This window comes from Paracoccus solventivorans (assembly GCF_900142875.1).
GTDB lineage: Bacteria > Pseudomonadota > Alphaproteobacteria > Rhodobacterales > Rhodobacteraceae > Paracoccus > Paracoccus solventivorans.
The window spans coordinates 329,306-350,181 of record NZ_FRCK01000003.1; the positions used below are offsets into that span (position 1 = coordinate 329,306).

Annotated in this window: 18 protein-coding genes; 15 read left to right on the forward strand and 3 right to left on the reverse strand. The window is 69.9% G+C overall.

The features are described 5' to 3' along the window. Positions 1 to 51: 51 nt before the first annotated feature. Complete coding sequence (locus BUB57_RS07340; protein ID WP_084732036.1) at positions 52 to 1,287, reverse strand: penicillin-binding protein activator; 1,236 nt, start codon at positions 1,285 to 1,287, stop codon at positions 52 to 54. 121 nt (positions 1,288 to 1,408) lie between these two features. Between BUB57_RS07340 and rsmI the strand changes: the two genes are divergently transcribed. From rsmI to BUB57_RS07415, 15 genes are all read left to right on the forward strand, one after another. Next, positions 1,409 to 2,353: a 16S rRNA (cytidine(1402)-2'-O)-methyltransferase gene (rsmI, locus tag BUB57_RS07345; protein WP_084732019.1), complete on the forward strand. Its 945-nt coding sequence runs from the start codon at positions 1,409 to 1,411 to the stop codon at positions 2,351 to 2,353. Then, the gene (locus BUB57_RS07350) at positions 2,328 to 2,747 is read left to right on the forward strand and encodes a YraN family protein (RefSeq protein ID WP_327082959.1); all 420 of its coding nucleotides are present in this window, start codon (positions 2,328 to 2,330) and stop codon (positions 2,745 to 2,747) included. Before rsmI ends, BUB57_RS07350 begins: the two co-directional genes overlap by 26 nt. Positions 2,748 to 2,828: 81 nt before the next feature. After that, entirely contained in the window at positions 2,829 to 3,788 is a 960-nt protein-coding gene (gshB, locus tag BUB57_RS07355; protein ID WP_073064486.1) for a glutathione synthase, read from the forward strand. 22 nt (positions 3,789 to 3,810) lie between these two features. Beyond that, positions 3,811 to 5,058, forward strand: a complete 1,248-nt coding sequence (locus BUB57_RS07360; protein ID WP_073064487.1) for a glycerate kinase type-2 family protein — start codon at positions 3,811 to 3,813, stop codon at positions 5,056 to 5,058. Positions 5,059 to 5,148: 90 nt separating this feature from the next. After that, positions 5,149 to 6,663, forward strand: coding sequence for a YifB family Mg chelatase-like AAA ATPase (locus BUB57_RS07365; RefSeq protein ID WP_073064489.1), 1,515 nt, complete (start codon positions 5,149 to 5,151; stop codon positions 6,661 to 6,663). A gap of 327 nt (positions 6,664 to 6,990) precedes the next feature. Next, on the forward strand, positions 6,991 to 8,280 hold the full coding sequence (locus BUB57_RS07370) for a bifunctional phosphopantothenoylcysteine decarboxylase/phosphopantothenate synthase (protein ID WP_073064491.1): 1,290 nt from the start codon (positions 6,991 to 6,993) through the stop codon (positions 8,278 to 8,280). After that, positions 8,277 to 9,323 (forward strand): cysteine desulfurase family protein, encoded by a 1,047-nt coding sequence (locus tag BUB57_RS07375; protein ID WP_073064493.1) that lies wholly within the window; start codon positions 8,277 to 8,279, stop codon positions 9,321 to 9,323. Before BUB57_RS07370 ends, BUB57_RS07375 begins: the two co-directional genes overlap by 4 nt. Positions 9,324 to 9,325: 2 nt before the next feature. Beyond that, positions 9,326 to 10,852 carry a Fe-S cluster assembly protein SufB gene (gene sufB / locus BUB57_RS07380; protein ID WP_073064495.1) on the forward strand — a complete coding sequence of 509 codons (1,527 nt, stop codon included), beginning with the start codon at positions 9,326 to 9,328 and terminating at the stop codon, positions 10,850 to 10,852. 21 nt (positions 10,853 to 10,873) lie between these two features. Further along, positions 10,874 to 11,668, forward strand: a complete 795-nt coding sequence (locus BUB57_RS07385) for an FkbM family methyltransferase (protein ID WP_073064497.1) — start codon at positions 10,874 to 10,876, stop codon at positions 11,666 to 11,668. Between the two features lie 57 nt (positions 11,669 to 11,725). Beyond that, complete coding sequence (gene sufC, locus BUB57_RS07390; RefSeq protein WP_073064499.1) at positions 11,726 to 12,487, forward strand: Fe-S cluster assembly ATPase SufC; 762 nt, start codon at positions 11,726 to 11,728, stop codon at positions 12,485 to 12,487. Continuing rightward, positions 12,480 to 13,814 carry a SufB/SufD family protein gene (locus BUB57_RS07395; RefSeq protein ID WP_084732020.1) on the forward strand — a complete coding sequence of 445 codons (1,335 nt, stop codon included), beginning with the start codon at positions 12,480 to 12,482 and terminating at the stop codon, positions 13,812 to 13,814. The genes sufC and BUB57_RS07395 overlap by 8 nt, the downstream gene beginning before the upstream one ends. 3 nt (positions 13,815 to 13,817) lie before the next feature. Beyond that, positions 13,818 to 14,306 carry a hypothetical protein gene (locus BUB57_RS07400; protein ID WP_073064502.1) on the forward strand — a complete coding sequence of 163 codons (489 nt, stop codon included), beginning with the start codon at positions 13,818 to 13,820 and terminating at the stop codon, positions 14,304 to 14,306. Positions 14,307 to 14,332: 26 nt separating this feature from the next. Continuing rightward, positions 14,333 to 14,911: a Yip1 family protein gene (locus BUB57_RS07405; RefSeq protein ID WP_159435565.1), complete on the forward strand. Its 579-nt coding sequence runs from the start codon at positions 14,333 to 14,335 to the stop codon at positions 14,909 to 14,911. Beyond that, positions 14,908 to 16,119 (forward strand): cysteine desulfurase, encoded by a 1,212-nt coding sequence (locus tag BUB57_RS07410; RefSeq protein ID WP_073064508.1) that lies wholly within the window; start codon positions 14,908 to 14,910, stop codon positions 16,117 to 16,119. Before BUB57_RS07405 ends, BUB57_RS07410 begins: the two co-directional genes overlap by 4 nt. Positions 16,120 to 16,178: 59 nt before the next feature. Further along, complete coding sequence (locus BUB57_RS07415) at positions 16,179 to 17,000, forward strand: lysozyme family protein (RefSeq protein ID WP_073064511.1); 822 nt, start codon at positions 16,179 to 16,181, stop codon at positions 16,998 to 17,000. 15 nt (positions 17,001 to 17,015) lie between these two features. On the opposite strand, the gene BUB57_RS07420 is transcribed toward BUB57_RS07415, so the two are convergent. Next, positions 17,016 to 18,638, reverse strand: a complete 1,623-nt coding sequence (locus BUB57_RS07420) for a CHASE domain-containing protein (protein ID WP_143159653.1) — start codon at positions 18,636 to 18,638, stop codon at positions 17,016 to 17,018. Positions 18,639 to 18,770: 132 nt separating this feature from the next. Continuing rightward, complete coding sequence (locus BUB57_RS07425) at positions 18,771 to 20,837, reverse strand: ATP-binding protein (RefSeq protein ID WP_073064516.1); 2,067 nt, start codon at positions 20,835 to 20,837, stop codon at positions 18,771 to 18,773. Positions 20,838 to 20,876 lie beyond the last annotated feature (39 nt).

The window sequence follows — 20,876 nt, forward strand, 5'->3', positions numbered from 1 at the left end:
CGGGGCCGTCTGTCCCCTCCGCCCCGTTCCGGCCTGGTCGTCGCGGCAAGGTCAGAACCCGGCGCCGCGGAAGCTGCCCCGGGCCGGGTCCAGCACCACCAGCTGCCCGCCGCGCAGCGTCGCCACCGACAGCTGCCGCTGGTTGCTGCCGTCGGGCATCAGCCGGAACGTGCCCTGGATGCCGGCGAACCCGGCGCCCTGGGTCAGCCCGGCGGTGGTGACGGCGTTACGCCTGCCCGCCCGCAGCTGCGCGGCCAGCGCCGACACCGCGTCATAGGCCAGCGTCGCGAACTCATGCGGGGTCTCGCCATAGGCGGCGCGGTAGCGGCTGTTGAACTGCGCCATCCGCCCCAGGTCGGGGATGGCGAACCAGCCGTTCTGCAGCTGCGGCAGCGCGGCGCGGCTGGCGGGCACGTCCCAGCGGGTCAGCCCCATCAGCTGGATCGAGCGGCTGCTCAGCCCCGCCTCGGCCAGCGCGGCGGCAATTTCGGGCAGCACCGCCTGGTTGTTGCCGGTCAGGAAGATCGCCTGCGCCTGGTTGGCGGCGGCGGCGCGGGCCACGGTGGGGGCGATGGCGTCCATTTCCGGGCGCGTGGGGCCATGGGCGGACTTGCCGACCAGCGTGGCGCGGTTGCGGGCGATGGCGGTTTCGATCGCGGCGCCGCCGATCTGGCCGGCGACGTCGTTTTCATGGACCAGCAGGAAGCGGCTCAGCCCCTGCGAGACCCCGTAGGACACCAGCCGGTCGGCGGTGTTGCCGAAGGTGTTGCCCAGCACGAAGAGATTGCCCCCCGCGATATCGGCGTTGTTGGAGAATGACAGCACGTTCACCCGCCCGGCCACGGCGGTGCCGACGGCATTGGCCGATTCCGCGTGCAGCGGCCCGACGATGATCTTGGCGCCCTCGGCCACCGCCTGGTTGGCGCGCTGCACCGCCAGCGCCGCGTCGTCGCCGCTGTCATAGATGCGCAGGTCGATGCGCGCGCCCTGCGCGTCGGCGACGGCCATGCGGGCGGCATTGCTCATCGAGCGGGCCATGTAGTCGTAATTCGGGTCGCCCGAGCCGCCGGGCACCAGCAGCGCCACCTGCAGCGGCTGGGTGGGGTCGATGATGGGGCCGGTCTGCGGGCCGCCGACGGACAGCCCGGAGGGTTCGCAGGCGGCCAGCGCCATGGCGGAAAACAGGGCTGCGACCCGCAGCAGGGGGCGGCGCAACCTGTGCGGGGCCAGGGTCCGGGACAGCTGGCTCCGGTCGGCGCCCCGGGGGCGCTGGGCGATTGAGACCATGGGGTTGATTCCCTCGTTGTGGTGGTGTGCCGGGTCGGGCAAGGGTAGTCACAGACCGCCCGGCGTGGCAACCTGACGCGCCACGCGGCCGGGAACGCGGCGGCAGAGCAGAGGGTCGAGAATGCAGGACCAGCAACATCCCGGAGACCGGCCTGATGCCGGGGGCGCGCGGGCGATTCCCGCCTCGGTGCTGGCCGAGCGGCTGGACCCGGGGCTCTATCTGGTCTCGACCCCGATCGGGCGGGCGCGCGACATCACGCTGCGCGCGCTCGACGTGCTGAACGCGGCTGAGCTGCTGGCGGCCGAGGATACCCGCACCCTGCGCCACCTGATGGCGATCCACGGGATCCCGCTGCGGGGACGGCAGATCCTGTCCTATCACGACCACAATGCCGAGCGTGCGCGCCCCGCGATCCTGGCGGCGATTTCGGCGGGGCAGTCGGTGGCCTATTGCTCGGACGCCGGCACGCCGCTGGTCGCCGACCCCGGGTTCCGGCTGGCGCGGGACATCGCGGCGGCAGGCGGCAGGGTCCACGCCGTGCCCGGCGCCTCGGCACTGCTGGCGGCGCTGGCGGTGGCGGGGCAGCCGACCGACCGCTTCCTGTTCGCGGGATTCGCGCCCTCGCAGCGCAGCGCCCGCCGCCGCTGGCTGTCGGAACTGGCGGGAATCGACGCGACTGCGGTCATTTTCGAAAGTCCGAGGCGCGTTAAGGAATTGTTGAAAGATTTGTGCGAAACAGATGGGGAACGTGATATCTCGATCTGCAGGGAACTGACCAAGAAATTCGAAGAGGTGATGCGCGGGCCGGCCCGGGTCCTGGCTGAGCGGATCCCCGCCGAGGGCCTTCGCGGAGAGGTGGTGGTGGTGCTGGGGCCGCCGGCGGTGGCGCTTGCCGATGATGCGGCGGTGCAAGAGGCGCTGCGGACCCGGCTCGGCCGGATGACCATGCGCGACGCGGTGGCCGAGGTGGCTGAGCAGACCGGGCGCCCGCGCAAAGAGGTTTATCGCATGGCCCTGGCCATGCAGGAGGATGGAACGGATGCAGATGATCATGCCCTGGCTTGAAACCCGGCACGGCGGCACGGCCAGCCACGCAAGGGTGGCCCGCGGGATTTCGGCTTACGCCTCGGGCCAGGCCGCCGAGGCCCGCGTGGCCGAGCTTTATGCCGAACGCGGCTGCGAGATTCTGGAACGGCGCTGGCGCAGCGCCGCCGGAGAGGTTGACCTGATCCTGCGCGACGGCGATGCCATCGTCTTCGTCGAGGTCAAGAAATCCGATACCCATGATCTGGCAGCGCAGCGGCTGTCGCGGCGCCAGATGGACCGCATCTGCATGGCGGCCCTGCTTTATACCGAGCGTTTCCCCACCGGCTCGCTGACCGAGATGCGCTTCGACGCCGCGCTGGTGGATGGCTGCGGCCGGGTGGATATCATCGAGAATGCCTTCGGCGCCAACTGATGCGACCCGTCCTGCGCTTGCATCGCCCTGTCCGTCGGGTCAGAACCTGTTCCAGCGCAACATGAAGGCCGGAGTCGCCATATGTCCCTCAGGGTCGCCCTTCAGATGGATCCGATCGAACATGTGTCGATCGACGCCGATTCGACCTTTCGCATCGGGCTGGAGGCAGAGGCGCGGGGGCATCGGCTGTTCCAGTACACTCCGGACGGGCTGATCTTCGACGAAGGCCGGCTGTTGGCGCGGGGCCGCGACGTGACGCTGCGGCGTGAGCAGGGCAATCACGTCAGCTTCGGCGAGTGGCGCATTGCCGATCTGTCCGGGTTCGACGTGATCTGGCTGCGCCAGGACCCGCCCTTCGACATGAGCTATGTCACCACTACCCATCTGCTGGACCGGGTTCATCCGGACGTGCTGGTGGTCAACGACCCGTTCTGGGTCCGCAACCTGCCGGAAAAGCTGTTCGTGCTGGATTTCCCGCAGCTGACCCCGCCGACGATGATCGCCCGCGACGTCGAATCGATCCGCGCCTTCCGCGCCCGCCACGACGAGATCATCATCAAGCCGCTTTACGGCAATGGCGGCGCCGGGGTGTTCCACCTGCCGCAGGCCGATGCGAATCTGTCGTCCCTGCTCGAACTGTTCGGCGGCATTACCCGCGAGCCGGTGATCGTGCAGAAATACCTGCCCGCAGTGGTCAAGGGCGACAAGCGCATCATTCTGGTCGACGGCGAGGCTGTGGGCGCGATCAACCGCATCCCCGCGCAGGGCGAGGCGCGCTCGAACATGCATGTCGGCGGCCGGCCCGAAAAAGTCGGGCTGACCGAGCGCGAGCGGGAAATCTGCGCCACCATCGGGCCGGTGCTGCGCGAAAAGGGGCTGATCTTCGTCGGCATCGACGTGATCGACGGCTGGCTGACCGAGATCAACGTCACCTCCCCCACCGGGATCCAGGAGCTCGAGCGATTCGACGGCATCAATGCCGCCGCCCTGATCTGGGAGGCGATCGAGCGCCGACGCGCCGCGGGCGCTGCTGCCCGCTAGACCCAGCCCGAGGGAGCCGCAGATGACGCCCGAGAAACTCCTTCGCGCCCTGTTCGACCGGGCCGTCGCGGTGGCCGATCCGATGGAAAGCCTGGCCGGCTTCCTGCCCCCGCGGCCAACCGTCGGCCGGGTGGTGGTGGTCGGCGCCGGCAAGGCGAGCGCACGCATGGCCGAGGCGGTCGAGGCCGCCTGGGGCCCGTGCGAGGGGCTGGTGATCACCCGCTACGGCCACGCCCGCCCGACCTGCGGCATCGAGATCGTCGAGGCCGCGCATCCGGTCCCCGACCAGGCCGGGGTTGAGGCCACGCTGCGGATGTTGACGCTGCTGGAAGGCTTGGGCGAGGGAGATTTCGTGCTGGCGCTGATCTCGGGTGGGGCCTCGGCCCTGCTCTGCGCGCCGGCCGGTGACATCACCTTGGCCGAAAAACAGGCGCTCAGCCGCGCGCTTCTGGCCAGCGGCGCGCCGATCGGGCAGATGAATATCGTCCGCAAGCATCTGAGCCGGGTCAAGGGCGGGCAGCTGGCCGCTGCTGCCTGGCCGGCGCGGGTGCTGGCGCTGATGATTTCCGATGTGCCGGGCGACGATCCGGCGCTGATCGGTTCGGGTCCCACGGTGGGGGACCGCTCGACCGCGGCGGATGCGCGGGCGATTCTGGACCGCTGGGGGGTGCCGGTCCCGGCCTCGGCGGCGGAGGTTCTGGCGCGTGGCACCGGGGTGCGCGCGCCCGAGGATCCGGTGCTGTCGCGGGTCGAGAATGTGGTTTACGCGGCGCCGTCACGCTCATTGGCGGCGGCGGCCGAGTTGGCTGCCGACCATGGTTACCCCGTGGATATCCTGGGCGATTCCATCGAGGGCGAGGCGCGAGAGGTCGCTGCGGCACATGCGGGGCTGGCGCTGGACGCAACCGGGCCGCGGGTGATTCTGTCGGGCGGCGAGCTGACCGTGACCCGGCGTGGCGACGGCTGCGGCGGGCCGAATGCGGAATATGCGCTGGCGCTGGCGCTGGCGCTGAACGGGGCTGCGGGCATCCACGCCATCGCCTGCGATACCGACGGCATCGACGGTGCGGCCGAGGTGGCGGGGGCGCTGATCGGTCCGGATACGCTCGACCGCGCGCGGGCCTGCGGCGCGGACGCGACAGCGGCGCTGGAGAGCAACGACGCCCACGGATTCTTTGCGCGGATCGGCGCGCAGATCGTGACCGGGCCGACGCTGACCAATGTCAATGATTTCCGTGCCTTGCTGATCGAAGCTCCCAAGGTCGATTGACGGCTAGGCCTTTGTTGACGCCGCGAGCCCGTTAACCTTTCCTTAAACTCCCGCTGCTAGACCCGTGGAAACGGGGCAGCGGAGGGCAGGATGGTCGCGATTGCCTTTACCGTCGCCTTTGACGGGATCGAGGCGCGGTTGGTCGAGGTGCAGGCGGCGGTCTCGGCCGGAATCCCGTCGTTTTCCATCGTCGGTCTGCCCGACAAGGCGGTCAGCGAGGCGCGCGAACGGATCCGCGCCGCCTTTGGCGCCATGTCGGTGGCGATGCCCTCCAAACGGGTGACGGTGAATCTGTCGCCTGCCGACCTGCCCAAGGAGGGCTCGCATTTCGACCTGCCCATTGCGCTGGCGGTGCTGGCGGTGCTCGAGGTGGTGCCGGCAGAGGAACTTGCGAACGTGGTCTCGCTGGGCGAGCTGTCGCTGGACGGGCGGCTGGTGTCGGTCGCCGGCGCCTTGCCCGCCGCCGTCGCCGCGGCCGAGGATCAGCGCAGCCTGATCTGCCCGCCGGGTTGCGGGGCCGAGGCCGCCTGGGTGGGGGCGGTGCCGGTGGTGGCGCCGGCGGTGCTGAAGCAGGTGGTCGATCATCTGACCGGCCGCGCCCCGGTCGCGCCCTCGGCGCCCGGGCAGGTGGCGCGGCCGCAGCGTCGCGCCGACATGGCCGACGTGCGCGGCCAGGAACGGGCGCGGCGGGCGCTGGAAATCGCCGCCGCCGGGCGTCACCACCTGCTGATGGTCGGCCCCCCCGGTTCGGGCAAGTCGATGCTGGCTGCGCGACTGCCGGGGCTGATGCCCGAGCTTTCCCCGGCCGAGGCGCTGGAGACCTCGATGATCCAGTCGCTGGCCGGGCTGCTGACCGATGGCGGCATCTCGCGCGAGCCGCCCTATCGCGACCCCCACCACACCGCCTCGATGCCGGCGATCGTCGGCGGCGGGCGCGGGGCGCGGCCGGGCGAGATCAGCCTGGCCCATAACGGCGTGCTGTTCCTGGACGAGCTGCCGGAATTTTCCCGCCAAGTGCTCGAGACCCTGCGCCAGCCGCTGGAGACCGGCGAGGTGGTGGTGGCGCGCGCCAATGCGCATGTGCGCTATCCCTGCCGGTTCCTGCTGGTCGCTGCGGCCAACCCCTGCCGCTGCGGCCATCTGGCCGATGCCGCCCGCGCCTGCGCCCGTGCGCCGCAATGCGGGGCGGATTACCTGGGCAAGCTCTCCGGCCCGCTGATGGACCGTTTCGACCTGCGGATCGAGGTGCCGCCGGTCGCCATCTCCGATCTCGACCAGCGCCAGGGCGGCGAGAGCACTGCCGCCATCGCCGCCCGGGTGCAGGCGGCGCGGGCGGTGCAGGCGCGGCGATTCGGCGACAGCCTCGGGCTGCGGGTCAATGCGGATGCCTCGGGTCCCGTGCTCGAGGAGATTGCCGAACCCGACAGCGAGGGCCGCGCGCTGATCCATCGCGCCGCCGAGCGGCTGGGCCTCAGCGCCCGCGGTTATCACCGCATCCTGCGCACCGCCCGCACCATCGCCGACCTGGACCACTCGGACCGCGTGCGCGCCCCGCATCTGGCCGAGGCGATCGGCTATCGCCTGCCCTTTGCGGCCGCATCCTGACGGTGAGATCGGGGCGGTTCTCATCTTGCCCCAAATATCCCCGGGCTTCCGGGCACCCGGAATAGGAGGCGGATCAGAAAACCGCCCACAAGGCTGTTTCCCCGCCGGATGGTCCGGTGGACTGGTTTTTGCGAGGAAAGCCGCGGCAGCGGCCCGATTGCAGCGCCCCGGTCCGGCGCCGGGGTCCGGCGTCAGCGCTGCATGGGTATTTGGGCCAGAAAGAAGCCCATGCCGTTTCATGGATGCCCGTCCCCGGCCTTTCTTGCCCCGCGGGCGCCAGTCTTCTAGGACTGGTCGCGGCGGCCGCAGGAGCAGGGGATGACCGGGATGCAGGGAAAGCGCGTTCTGCTGATCGTGGGGGGCGGGATCGCCGCCTTCAAGCTGCCCGAACTGGTGCGGCTGCTGCGCAAGGCCGGGATCGGGGTCACCACGGTGCTGACCGAGGGCGGCGCGCAATTCGTCACCCCGCTGACGCTTTCGGCGCTGTCGGGCGAGCTGTGCCATTCCGCGCTATGGGACCTGACCCGCGAGGCCGAGATGGGCCATATCCAGCTGTCGCGCTCGGCCGATCTGGTGGTGGTGGCGCCCGCCACGGCGGATCTGATGGCCAAGATGGCCGCGGGGCTGGCCGGGGACCTGGCCTCGACGCTGCTGCTGGCCACCGACAAGCCGGTGCTGATCGCGCCGGCGATGAACGTGCGCATGTGGGAACATGCCGCCACCCGTCGCAACCGCCAACTGCTGCAGGGAGATGGCGTCCTTTTCGTCGGTCCGGATGAAGGCGACATGGCCTGCGGCGAATGGGGCGAGGGGCGCATGGCCGAGCCGCAGGCGATCCTCGATGCGATCCTTGCGGCGCTGGGCGGCGGGGTCGAGCCGCCGCTGCGGCTGACCAGCGACCGCCTGCGGCTAGCGCCGGAAGACGCGGCCCCGCCTGCCATTGCGCCGCCCGACGGGCCGCTGCGCGGGCGGCATGTCGTCGTGACCTCGGGGCCCACGCATGAGCCGATCGACCCGGTGCGCTATATCGCCAACCGCTCCTCCGGGGCGCAGGGAGCGGCGATCGCGGCGGCGCTGCGCGATCTGGGGGCGCAGGTCAGTTTCGTGACCGGTCCGGCCGCGGTGCCGCCGCCCCCCGGGGTGCAGGTGCTGCGGGTCGAGACCGCGGCCGAGATGCGCGCGGCGGTCGAGGCGGCCTTGCCCGCCGATGCGGCGGTGATGGCGGCGGCGGTGGCGGACTGGCGGGTGGTCAATGCCTCGGGGCAGAAGATGAAGAAGGACGGCAGCGGCCGGCCGCCGTCGCTGGAAATGGTTGAAAACCCTGACATTCTTGCCTGGGTCAGCCGCGCGGAACAGCGGCCCTCGCTGGTGATCGGCTTTGCCGCGGAAACCGACAATGTGGTTGCCAATGCGGTCGCCAAGCGCCAGCGCAAGGGCTGCGACTGGATCGTCGCGAACGACGTCAGCCCCGGCTCGGGCGTCATGGGCGGCACCGACAACACCGCGATCCTGGTGACCGCGGAGAATGTCGAGCACTGGCCCCGGCTGCCCAAGGCCGAGGTCGCGCGCCGCCTGGCCGAGCGTATCGCCGCACGGCTGGCCGAGGCTGCCGAATGAACCGGGTCTATCTGGACTGGAACGCCACCGCGCCGCTGCGCCCCGAGGCGCGGGCTGCGATGGCCGATGCGCTGGACATCATCGGCAACCCGTCAAGCGTCCATGCCGAGGGGCGGGCGGCCAAGATGCTGCTGGAACGCTCGCGCGAGCAGCTGGCGGAGGCGCTGGGGGCGGCGCAGGCCGATATCGTGTTCACCTCGGGCGCGACCGAAGCGGCGGCGCTGGCGCTGTCCGGGCGCGGGCTTGCCTGCACGGGGATCGAGCATGACTGCGTGCGAGCGTGGTGCGACGAGACGCTGGCGACCGGCCCGGACGGGCAGGTCACCCCCCCCGATCCCGCAAGCGCCACCCTGCAGCTGGCCAACAGTGAAACCGGGGTGATCCAGACCCTGCCGCAGGGGCTGGCGGCCAGCGACCTGACGCAGGGATTCGGCAAGGTCCCCTTTGCCTTCGACTGGCTGGGGATCCGCGCCGGCATGGTCAGCGCCCACAAGCTGGGCGGCCCCCGCGGCATCGGTGCGCTGGTGCTGGCGGCCGGAGAGGACCGCGAGGCGCTTTTGCGCGGCGGCGGGCAGGAAAGCGGCCGCCGCGCCGGCACCGAAAACCTGGCCGCCATCGCCGGGTTTGCCGCCGCCGCTGGGGCCGCGCAGCGCGACCTGGCCGGGGGAATGGCCGAGCGTCTGGCCGAAATGCGCGATCATCTGCTCGACAGGCTGGAAAATGCCGAGGGAATTACTATGTTTCCGGGGCGCGAATCCCCGCGCCTGCCGCAGACGCTGTCCATCCTGACCCCAGGGTGGAAGGGCGAGACGCAGGTGATGCAGATGGACCTGGCCGGCTTTGCCGTTTCCGCCGGGTCCGCCTGTTCTTCCGGCAAGGTCCGGGAAAGCGGGGTCCTGCGCGCGATGGGCGTGGCCGGCCCGGATGCCGGCTGCGCGTTGCGCGTCTCGTTCGGGGGAACGACGACGCTTGAGGATTTGGACCGCTTTGCCGACGCGTGGCTTGCCGCCCGCGCCCGCTGGCAAGGCAAGCAGGGAAGGTAGATATGACCGTTCAGGACGCGCCCGAGATCGAAGTCCGCGAAGGCGTTGACCGCGAGACGGTCGAAACCGTCGCGAGCATGGGTTCCTACAAATACGGGTGGGACACCGAGATCGAGATGGAATACGCCCCCAAGGGCATCAACGAGGACATCGTTCGGCTGATCAGCCAGAAGAACGAGGAGCCCGAGTGGATGACCGAGTGGCGGCTGGCGGCATTCCGCCGCTGGCAGACCATGACCGAGCCCAGCTGGGCGATGCTCAACTATCCCGAAATCGACTTTCAGGACCAGTATTACTACGCCCGCCCGAAAAGCATGGCGGGGCGGCCGAAATCGCTGGACGAGGTCGATCCGAAGCTGCTGGCCACCTATGAGAAACTGGGGATTCCGCTGCGCGAGCAGGAGATCCTGGCCGGGGTCGAGGGCGCCGAGGCTGCCCCCGCCGACGTGCGCAAGGTCGCGGTCGATGCGGTGTTCGATTCCGTCAGCGTCGGCACCACCTTCCAGGACGAGCTGGCCAAGGCGGGGGTGATCTTCTGCCCGATCTCGGAAGCGATCCGCAAACACCCCGAGCTGGTCAAGAAATACCTCGGCTCGGTGGTGCCGCAGTCGGACAACTACTTCGCCACCCTGAACTCGGCGGTGTTCTCGGACGGGTCCTTCGTCTATGTGCCGCCGGGCGTGCGCTGCCCGATGGAGCTGTCGACCTATTTCCGCATCAACGCCGAAAACACCGGCCAGTTCGAGCGCACGCTGATCATCGCCGACAAGGGCAGCTACGTCAGCTATCTGGAAGGCTGCACCGCGCCCAAGCGTGACACCGCCCAGCTGCACGCGGCGGTTGTGGAAATCGTCATCCTCGAAGACGCCGAGGTGAAATATTCCACCGTGCAGAACTGGTTCCCCGGCGACGAGGAAGGCCGTGGCGGCATCTACAACTTTGTCACCAAGCGCGCCGATTGCCGCGAGCCGCGGGCCAAGGTGATGTGGACGCAGGTGGAAACCGGCAGCGCCATCACCTGGAAATACCCCTCCTGCATCCTGCGGGGCGAGGAAAGCCAGGGCGAGTTCTACTCGATCGCCATCACCAACAACTTCCAGCAGGCCGATACCGGCACCAAGATGATCCATCTTGGCAAGAACACCCGCTCTCGCATTGTTTCCAAAGGGATTTCCGCGGGGCAAGCGCAGAACACCTATCGCGGGCTGGTTTCGATGCACCCGCGCGCAACCGACAGCCGCAACTATACCCAATGCGACAGCCTGCTGATCGGGGACCGCTGTGGGGCGCATACCGTGCCCTATATCGAGGTCAAGAACAGCTCTTCGCGCGTCGAGCACGAGGCCACCACCAGCAAGGTGGACGAGGATCAGCTGTTCTATTGCCGCGCCCGCGGCATGGACGAGGAAGAGGCGGTGGCGCTGGTCGTCAACGGCTTCTGCCGCGACGTGCTGCAGGCCCTGCCGATGGAGTTCGCGATGGAGGCGCAGGCCCTGGTCGCGATCAGCCTGGAAGGCAGCGTCGGCTGATGCGAAAGCCCTTGCCCCGCCATGCAGTCTGAGCCGGTCACCCTGCCGCGGCCCGAGACCACCGACGCGTCGTATTTCGACGTGGCGGCGGCACGGGCTGCGCTGGCCTCGGGCGCCGTGGTGGCGTTCCCGCCGCTGGACCTGGTGCATTGGGGCGGGATGAGCTTTGCGCTGAACTTCCGCCGCGACCCGGTGCAGGACGCCCTGCGCGCCGGCGGCTTCTACGAGGCGCGCGAGCTGCGCGCGCTCAAGGGGCTGCTGGGGCCGGGGGCGGTGGTGGTCGATATCGGCGCCAATATCGGCAACCACGCGGTGTTCTTTGCCCGCCGGATGCGCGCCGCCCGCGTCATCGTGTTCGAGCCGAACCCGCTGGCGGCGGCGCCGCTGATGGCCAATGTGCTGCTGAACGGGTTGTCCGGGGTGATCTGCCTGGACCACCTGGGGGTGGCGCTGGGGGCGGCACCGGGGCAGGGCTACGGGATGCGGCGCCACGACCGTAACCTGGGCGCGACCCGCCTGCGTCCGGCCGAGGGCAGCATCCCGATGCTGCCCGGCGACGAATTGCTGGCGGGCGAGAGCCCCGATCTGATCAAGATCGACGTCGAGGGGATGGAGCTCGAGGTGCTGGAAGGCCTGTCGGCCACCATCGCCCGCGCCCGCCCGCTGATGCTGGTCGAGGTCGACGACGCCAATCTGCCGGGCTTTCTGGACTGGCAGGCCGCGGCAGGCTATCGCCCGCTCAAGGACTGGCGGGTCAGCAAGAGCAATGCGAATTACCTGATCGAATCCGCGCGGGATGACGCCCGCCTGACGTGACACCGGGGGCCGCAGCCCCCAGCCGGACCCGGACCGGCGCCGAGGAAAGGAACGACGATGCTGCAAATCAACAATCTCCACGTTGCGCTCGAGGACGAGGGCAAGCAGATCCTCAAGGGCGTGACGCTGACCGTCCCCGCCGGGCAGGTCCATGCGATCATGGGGCCGAACGGCTCGGGGAAATCCACGCTGTCCTATGTGCTGTCGGGCCGCGACGGCTATGAGGTGACCGAAGGCCAGGCCACGCTGGAAGGCCACGACCTGCTGGAGATGGAGCCCGAAGAGCGCGCCGCCGCCGGGCTGTTCCTGGCGTTCCAGTACCCGGTCGAGATCCCGGGCGTCGGCAACATGACCTTTCTGCGCACCGCCGTGAACGCGCAGCGCAAGGCCCGCGGCGAAGAAGAGCTGTCGGCCGGCGAGTTTCTGAAGCTGGTGCGCGAACGCGCCAAGGCGCTGGACATCGACGCCGAGATGCTCAAGCGCCCGGTCAACGTCGGTTTCTCGGGCGGCGAGAAAAAGCGCAACGAAATCCTGCAGATGGCGATGCTCGAGCCGCGGATGTGCATCCTGGACGAGACCGACTCGGGTCTTGACGTCGATGCGATGCGGCTGGTCGCGCAGGGGGTGAACGCGCTGCGCGCGCCGGACCGCAGCTTCCTTGTGATCACGCATTACCAGCGGCTGCTGGACCATATCGTCCCCGACGTGGTGCATATCATGTTCGACGGGCGGATCGTGAAATCCGGCGGGCCGGAACTGGCGCTCGAGGTCGAGCAGAACGGTTATGCCGACATCCTGGCCGAGGTCGCAGATGCCTGAAGCGGCCTTGATCCAGACCCCCGCCGTCGAGGGCGCGCCGCGCCCCAGCCCCGCCGCCCAGCAGCTGCAGGCGCGGCTGGCCGCCACGCCGCGCCCGCGCGCCCGTGCCACTGACGCCGCCCGCACCGATGCGCTGGACCGGCTGAGCGCGCAGGGCCTGCCCGGCCCGCGCCATGAATACTGGCGCTATACCGACCCGGCGCCCTTCAACGCCGCCGCCCCCGATCCGGTGCCGCTGGATGCGGTCACGGGCGATCCGACGCTGTTTGCCGGCGTGGACAAGCTGCGGCTGGTGTTCGTGGACGGGCGTTTCGACGCCGCGGCCTCCGACGATCTGTCGCTGGCGGGGGTCGAGGTCGCGCCCCTGTCGCAGGCCGACGCCCAGGCCGACCACTGGGTCGGCGATGCCTATGGCGCGCTGGAAAAACAGGGGCAGTCCCCCGTTTCCCGCCCCTTTGCGGCGTTGAACACCGCGATTGCCACCGACGGCGCGGTGATCCGCGTCACCGGGCAGGCGGCAAAGCCGGTGCAGATCCTCTATCGCCGTTCCGACCCGGCGGCGGACGTGACCATCCACCACGTGCTGCGGCTGGAACCGGGCGCCGACCTGACCCTGCTGGAAAACGGGCTGGTGGGCGCGCGCGGCAATATCGTGATCGAGGCCGATCTGGCCGCCGGCGCCAAGCTGCATCACGTCGCCGCCCATCGCGCCGGGGTGCCGCGGGTGTCCAACATCCACCTGTTCGGCCGGGTGGCCGAGGGCGCCTCGCTCAAGTCCTTCGCGCTGTCGGTGGACGGGCGGCATCTGCGCACGGAATCGGTGATCGAGCTGCTGGGTGACGATGCGGTGGCCCATGTCGCCTGCGCGATGCTGGGCGACGGCGCCGCGGTCCATCAGGACGACACCGTGTTCATCACCCACACCGGGCTGCGCGGCGAAAGCCGGCAGGTGTTCAAGAAGGTGCTCAAGAACGGCGCCACCGGCGTCTTTCAGGGCAAGATCCTCGTCCGCCCCGGCGCGCAGAAGACCGACGGCTACCAGATCAGCCAGGCGCTGCTGCTGGACGAAAACAGCCAGTACCTTGCCAAGCCCGAGCTGGAAATCTACGCCGATGACGTGAAATGCAGCCACGGCTCGACCACCGGCGCGCTGGACGAAACCGCACTGTTCTACCTGCGCTCGCGCGGGGTACCGCGGGAACGGGCGGTGGTGCTGCTGGTGCTGAGCTTCCTGGCCGACGCACTGGAAGAGGTCGAGGACGAGGCGCTGCGCGCCGAGATCTCGGACCGGCTGGAAGAGTGGCTGACCGCCCGGGCCAAGGGCTGACCCATGGGGCTGATCCCCCGCATCCTGCTGACCTGGCGCGCGCCCGGCCGCGCGGTGCGGGAGGTGGCGCTGATGTCGGAACCGGCGCTGCTGGCGCTGCTGATCGGCACGATGGCGCTGTATTTCGTCGCGCAATGGCCGGCGCATGCGCGGGCAGCGGCGCTGGATCCGTCCGTGCCGCTGCAGGCGCGGCTGGGCGGCGCGCTGCTGGCCACGATGTTCCTGATGCCGCTGCTGGTCCTGGCGCTGGCCTGGCTGGCGCAGGGCGCCGCCCGGCTGCTGGGCGCCAGACTCGACGGGCGGCAGTCCCGGCTGGCGCTGATCTGGGCGCTGGCGGCGGCGGTGCCGGTGATGCTGCTGCAAGGGCTGGTGCAAGGGTTCGTCGGGCCCGGCCCGGCCGTGACGGTGGTGAACATTCTGGCCGGGGCGGCGTTCCTGCTGTTCTGGATCGCGGGATTGCGGGAACTCTCGGGCACCAGACGGCCCGCATGACGGCGGGCGGCATGAAGGCAGGCGGCATGTTCGAACTGATAAGGCTGACGATCCGCAACCCGCTGGGCGGGTGGCTGGTGCTGGCGGCCCGTAACTGGACCCTCGCCGACCGCTGGGGGCTGGTGTTCGCGACCGCGGCCGCCTCGGCGATCCTGTCCTGGCTGGGGGCGCAGCTGCTGCCGGCGAGCGGGGGCGAGGCCGGGCTGCTGGCGGTGCTGGCGGCGTCGCCCATGTCGATGGCGGGGGTCCAGGTGGCCTCGGCGGCGCTGGGCGCGTTCCTGCTGTCCGAGGTCGGCCGCGTCTTCGGCGGCACCGGGCGGTTTCCCGACGCGCTGCTGGCGGTCGGCTGGATCGAGGCGATCATGGTCGCCTTTCAGGTCGTGCAGCTGCTGGCGACGCTGATCCTGCCCCCGCTGGGCGCGCTGGTCGGCATCGCCTCGCTGCTGCTGGCCGCCTATCTGATGGTCGGCCTGACCATGGCCGTCCATGGTTTTCGCAACCCGCTGTTGGTGGTGATGGGGATTCTGGGCACGGTGATGCTGGCCAGCTTCCTGCTGTCGGTCCTTGCCGCCACCCTCAACCTTTTTCCCGGGGGTCCGGCATGAGCTTCGACATCGACAAGGTCCGCGCGGATTTCCCGATCCTGTCCACGCAGGTGCACGGGCGGCCACTGGTCTATCTGGACAGCGGCGCCAGCGCGCAAAAGCCGCAGGTGGTGATCGACGCGGTCTCGCGCGCCTATGCGGGGGAATACGCCAACGTTCACAGGGGGTTGCACTATCTGTCCAACCTCGCCACCGACCGGTATGAGGCCGTGCGCGGCATCATCGCCCGCTTTCTGGGCGCGCGCGACGAAAACGAGATCGTGTTCACCAGCGGCTCGACCGAGGGGATCAACCTGGTCAGCTATGCCTGGGCGGCGCCGCGGCTGCAACCGGGGGATGAAATCCTGCTGTCGGTGCTGGAGCACCACGCCAATATCGTGCCCTGGCATTTCCTGCGCGAACGCCAGGGGGTGGTGCTGCGCTGGGTCGAGCCCGATCCCGACGGCAGCCTGCCCGCCGACAAGGTGCTGGAGGCGGTGGGCCCGCGCACCAGGCTGATCGCCATCACCCATATGTCGAACGTGACCGGCACCGTGGTCGACGTCGGCGCCATCGCGCGCGGCACCGACGTGCCGGTGCTGGTCGACGGCAGCCAGGCGGCGGTGCACATGCCGGTCGACGTGCAGGCGCTGGGCTGCGATTTCTATGTGATCACAGGGCACAAGCTTTACGGCCCCTCGGGGTCCGGTGCGATCTGGATCCGGCCCGAGCGCCAGGCCGAGATGCGGCCGTTCCTGGGCGGCGGCGACATGATCCGCGAGGTCTCGCGCGATGCGGTCAGCTATGCCGACCCGCCTCTGCGGTTCGAGGCCGGCACCCCCGGCATCGTCAACCAGATCGGGCTGGGAGCGGCGCTGGATTATCTGATGGCGCTGGGGATGGAGAACATCGCCGCGCATGAGGCCGGGCTGCGCGACTATGCCAACGAACGGCTGGGCGCGCTCAACTGGCTGAATATCCAGGGGAATGCGCCGGACAAGGGGGCGATCTTCTCGATGACGATGCAAGGCGCGCACGCCCATGACATCGCCACGATCCTCGACCAGCGCGGCATTGCGGTGCGGGCGGGGACGCATTGCGCCATGCCCTTGATGCAGCATTACGGGCTGGCGGCCTCGGCACGCGCCAGCTTTGCGATGTACAACACAAGGGCCGAGGTCGATGCGCTGGTCGACGGTCTGAACTTCTGCCACGAGCTTTTCGGCTGAACTTAACCGAATCTTAGGCAGCGGCTGCTAGCGTCCCCCTTGTCTTGACGGGGGAAACCATGCGGCTGGTCGCATTGCTTTGGGTGGTCTGCGGCGCGCTGGCCGGCCCGGCATGGGCGTCGGGCGCCCCCGCCGACCAGCCGGCCGCGGTCTGCGAATGGGCAGCGCTGACCGCCGCTGCGGAAACCGGGGTGCCGCCTGACATCATGGGCGCGCTGACCCTGACCGAAACCGGGCGCCGGCGTGGCGGCCTCGTTCGCCCCTGGGCGTGGAGCGTGAATGCCGAGGGCGCCGGCAGCTGGTTCGACGACCCGGCCGAGGCGCTGGCCTTTGCCGAAGATCGGGTCGAGGCCGGGCGGCTGAACCTTGACATCGGCTGTTTCCAGCTGAACTACCGCTGGCACGGCGCCAATTTCCCCTCGCTGGTGGCGATGTTCGACCCGCTGGAAAACGCCCGCTATGCCGCGCGTTTCGTGCGCGAGCTTCATGCCGAGTTGGGCGACTGGCGGCTGGCGGCCGGGGCGTTCCATTCGCGCACCCCGGTCCATGCGACGCGCTATCTGGCGCGGTTCGACCAGCTGCGCGCCGGGCTGCGGGCGCGCGGGTTCGAGGGGCTGGCGGACGCGCCCGAAACCTACAACAGCTTTGCCCTCGCCGCCCCGGTCGCGCCCGAAAAGGTCGCCCGCGCGCGCGAGCGGCTGACGCTGCTGGGCGCGCCGCTGGGCTCGACCCGGACCGGCACCCCGGCGTCGCTGGCGGTGGTGGCGCAGGGGCGGGGGCCGCTGCTGGGCGGAGCGCGCGGGGCGCTGTTCGGCCGGCGCGAGGCCGAGCCGCCCGAACTTCCGTCCGAGATTCCGGCCGGAATGCTGGATGAGCTTTAGTGTGGCGGACGCCGCTCAGGCCAGCGACAGCGGAAACTCGATGGCGATCCTCATCCCCGAGCTGTCGAAGTCGCGGGTGAACCGCCCCTCGAGATCGCCCTCGACCAGCGCCTCGATCAGCTGCGAACCGAAGCCGCCCGCGGGGGCCTCGGCGGAATCGGGGCAGAGGGTGGCGCCGGCCTCGAACCAGTCCAGCACCAGCCAGCGGCGGTTTTCGCGCGGCTCGACCCGCCACTGCACCACCGGGCCCGAGCTGCCGGCCCCGTGTTTCATGGCGTTGGTGCCCAGCTCATAGACCACCAGCCCCACCGCCTGCGCCTCGCGCCCGTCCAGCTGCACCTCGGGGCCGGACAGGATGCCGCCTGCCGGGCTTTTCCGGGCGATGCTGCCGATCTCGCCCTGCAGCAGCTCGCGCAGATCGGCCGAATCGCGCTGGCCGCGGGTCACGGCGTCCTGCGCCTTGGCCATCGCGGACAGCCGCGCGCCGAACACCTGCTCGAACTCTTCCAGATCCGCGGTCGAACGGGCGGTCTGCCGGGCGATCGCCTGGATCCGCGCCAGGTGATTCTTGATGCGGTGCTGCATCTCGCGCAGCAGCAGGGCGCGTTCCTCGGCCTGCTGCGCCGACTGGCGGGCGCTGCGTTCGGTCTCGGCCAGCGCCCGGAACAGCGTCAGCACCGCCGCGACCACCGCCAGCACCAGCAGCGCCGACAGTGCCCCGACGATGGCGCTGGCCCGGCGGTCGTCTGCCCCCAGGAACTCGGCCCGCGGGGTCAGGGTCACCTGCCAGCTGCGCCCGGCGATGTCGAATTCGCGCTGGACGCTGTGGCGGGTCAGCCACTCGGGCAGCCCGGCGGGGTGGTTGTCGAACAGCGGCTGCTCAGGCGCCGCCCGGTCGATGGTGCGCAGCAGCACCGGAGGGTCGGGAAAAGTCTCGAGCACCGCGTGATGCAGGTCCCCGGCGCGGAAGGCGGCATAGACGAGCCCGCCCTGCTCCCGGGCCGGGAAATGCTGGAAAAGCCCTTCGCGCGTCGGGGTATAGATCAGGAAGCCGGCCTGTTTCTCGGCAGTGATCTCCTGCACCAGCTGGACGGGGCCGGTGGCGTGCGGCTCTCCGCTGGCCAGCGCGGCGGTGATCGCCTCTTGCCGGACCGGCTCGGAAAACATGTCATAGCCGATGGCGGCGCTGTTGCGCGCGTCCATGGGTTCCAGCAGCGCGATGGGCCCGATCAGGTTCTGGTCGCTGCGGGGATGGACCTCGATCGGCATCCCCTGGACCTGGGTGATCCGGGCACTGGCGCGGCCGCTGTCGCCGACCGGGGTGAGGGCGGCGTAGCCGATGCCCTGGATGCCGCTGTAGTCGCGCTGCAGCGCCAGCCCGTCGACGAAGCGGCGGAACTCGGTGACCGAGACCGGCTGCTCGCTGGCATCGAAATGACTGCGGGTGGCGCGCAGCAGCGCCAGATGCTGGACCATCCGCTGGTGGATGCGGTTGGCGACGGAATCGGCCAGCCGCTCGAAGCGGATGGCGGCGGCGCGGTTTTCCAGCCGCATGGTCGCCGCGGTCATGCCGAGACCCAGGGCCACGGTGAACAGCACCGCCACAAGCATCAACACGGTCTTGCGGGCGGAGGTCATGTCGGGGCCGGTATCCAAAGCAACGCAGCGTCGATGCCGGCAACGCGCCCGAAGCAGCACCGTGCCAGAAACCGTTCCTAGGCCGCGCAATGTTCTCTGTCCAGCGTGGCGAGGGCCGCGCAGCCAGCGCCGTCAGGCGCCCGGACTGCCGCCCGCGCTCCGTCCCAGTCCTGCCGCCAGATGGCCGGCGACGGTCGTGGCCAGCTCGGAAAGCGAGAACGGCTTGGCCAGAAACACCGCCCCCGGAAACGTCTCGCTGCCGGCGCCGGGAGGCGTCTCCATATAGCCGGACATGAAGATCACCGGGGTGTTCATGCGCTTGCGCAGCGCCTCGCGAACCCAGCTCGGGCCGTCCAGTCCCGGCATCACCACATCGGTGACGAACAGGTCCACCGCCAGCGCCGGGTCGGCGAGGATCTCGAGCGCGCGCTCGCCGCTGTCGGCCTCGATCACCTCGTAGCCGTGCAGCCGCAGCGCCCGGCTGGCAAAGGCGCGGACCGGGGCCTCGTCCTCGACCAGCAGGATGGTGCGGCGGCGGTCGTCGGGCAGATCGTCGACCGCCGCGGCCTGGCGGCGGGCGGGCGCGGCGGGGCGCGGGCGTTGGGCGGGGAAATACAGGGTGAATCTGGTGCCCTCGCCCAGGACGCTGTGGCAGAAGATATAGCCGCCGGTCTGCTTGACGATGCCATAGGCGGTGGACAGGCCCAGCCCGGTGCCCTCGCCCTGTTTCTTGGTGGTGAAGAACGGGTCGAAGATCTTGTCGAAGATCTCGGCGGGAATGCCGCTGCCTTCGTCGGTGACGGTGATCCGGACATATTCCCCCTTGGGGATATTCACCCGCTCGAGGGTCAGCCCCGAGTCGAGGGTGACGTTTTCGGTGCGGATCGCGATCTCGCCGCCGCCCGGCATGGCATCGCGGGCGTTGACCACCAGGTTCATCAGCACCTGCTCGAGCTGCCGTGCATCGGCCCGGATCGGCCGCAGCGCCGGGTCGTGGGTGACCGTCACCACCGTCCGTTCCCCGACCAGCCGGTTGAGCAGATGGCTGAGATCCGACAGGGAATCGCGCAGGTCGATGAGTTCCGGGGTCAGCGTCTGCTTGCGCGAAAACGCCAGCAGCTGCCGGACCAGCGCCGCCGCGCGGTTGGCGTTCTGCGAGATCTGGTGCAGGTCGGCGTAATCGGGGTCGGCATGGTCGCGCTGCGCCATCAGAAGGTCGCAATGCCCGCTGATCGCGGTCAGCAGATTGTTGAAATCATGCGCGATTCCGCCGGCAAGCTGGCCAATGGCCTGCATCTTCTGGCTTTGGGTGAACTGCGCCTCGAGCGATTTCAGCGCGCTGACATCGGTCAGCACCGCCACCATCCGCCCGGGATCCGCGGTCGCGACCAGGCTGACTTGCAGGTTGCGCTCGACCTCGCCGCGGGTCTGAAGCACCTCGGCGCGGCCATTGTCGCGGCCTTCGTGCGCCTCGGCGATCCAGTCGTCGAGCGGGCGTCCCAGCCCGTCGATCAGCGTCCCCAGGGGGCTGCCGGGCTGGACCGGGCCCAGCAGCGCCTCTGCGGCCGGGTTCGCCTCGATCACCCGGCCCTCGGGGTCGAACTCGAGAATCGCGATCGGCAGGTCCTGATAGCCGGGGTTTGTCGGCGGGTCCGCGGCTGCCGGTGCCGCTGGCGGCGGGGCAGGGACCGGCGCCTCGATCCGCCATAGTTGCAGCCCGGTTCCCGGAATGCGGCGGGCCAGCAGGCGGGTGCCGTCGGCCAGCGGCAGCTCGCACGGCCGCCCGTCCGCGAGCCGCAGCAGCAGTTTCTGCGCCGTGGTGGCCGGGCTGGCGCGATGGCGGGACAGGAGGACCGCCACATCGCGCCCCGTCAGGTCATGCAGCTGTTCGGCTTGCGGAGACTGGGCGCGGATCGCGCCCTCAGCATCGACGATCCAGGCGCAACCGGGCTGTTCGGCCAGCATTTGCCGCGAGGCGCGCAGCTGCCGGCGGGTGCGCGCATGCTGCACCAGCTGCTGCCCGACCATCAGCCCGGCCAGCAGATACCAAGCCACCGCTACCGCGCCCCCGATGATCAGTACTCGCGGCGGCACCGCCTGCGGTTGCAGCGCCAGCCACAAGGCACCCAAGGCCATCGGCAGCACCAGCAGGGGCACGGCCGCCAGCCCGCGGGAAAGCAGCAGTGCGTTGTCCTTCATCCCGGCCTCGTCCCTCGATTCGCCCCAGCATAGCGGACG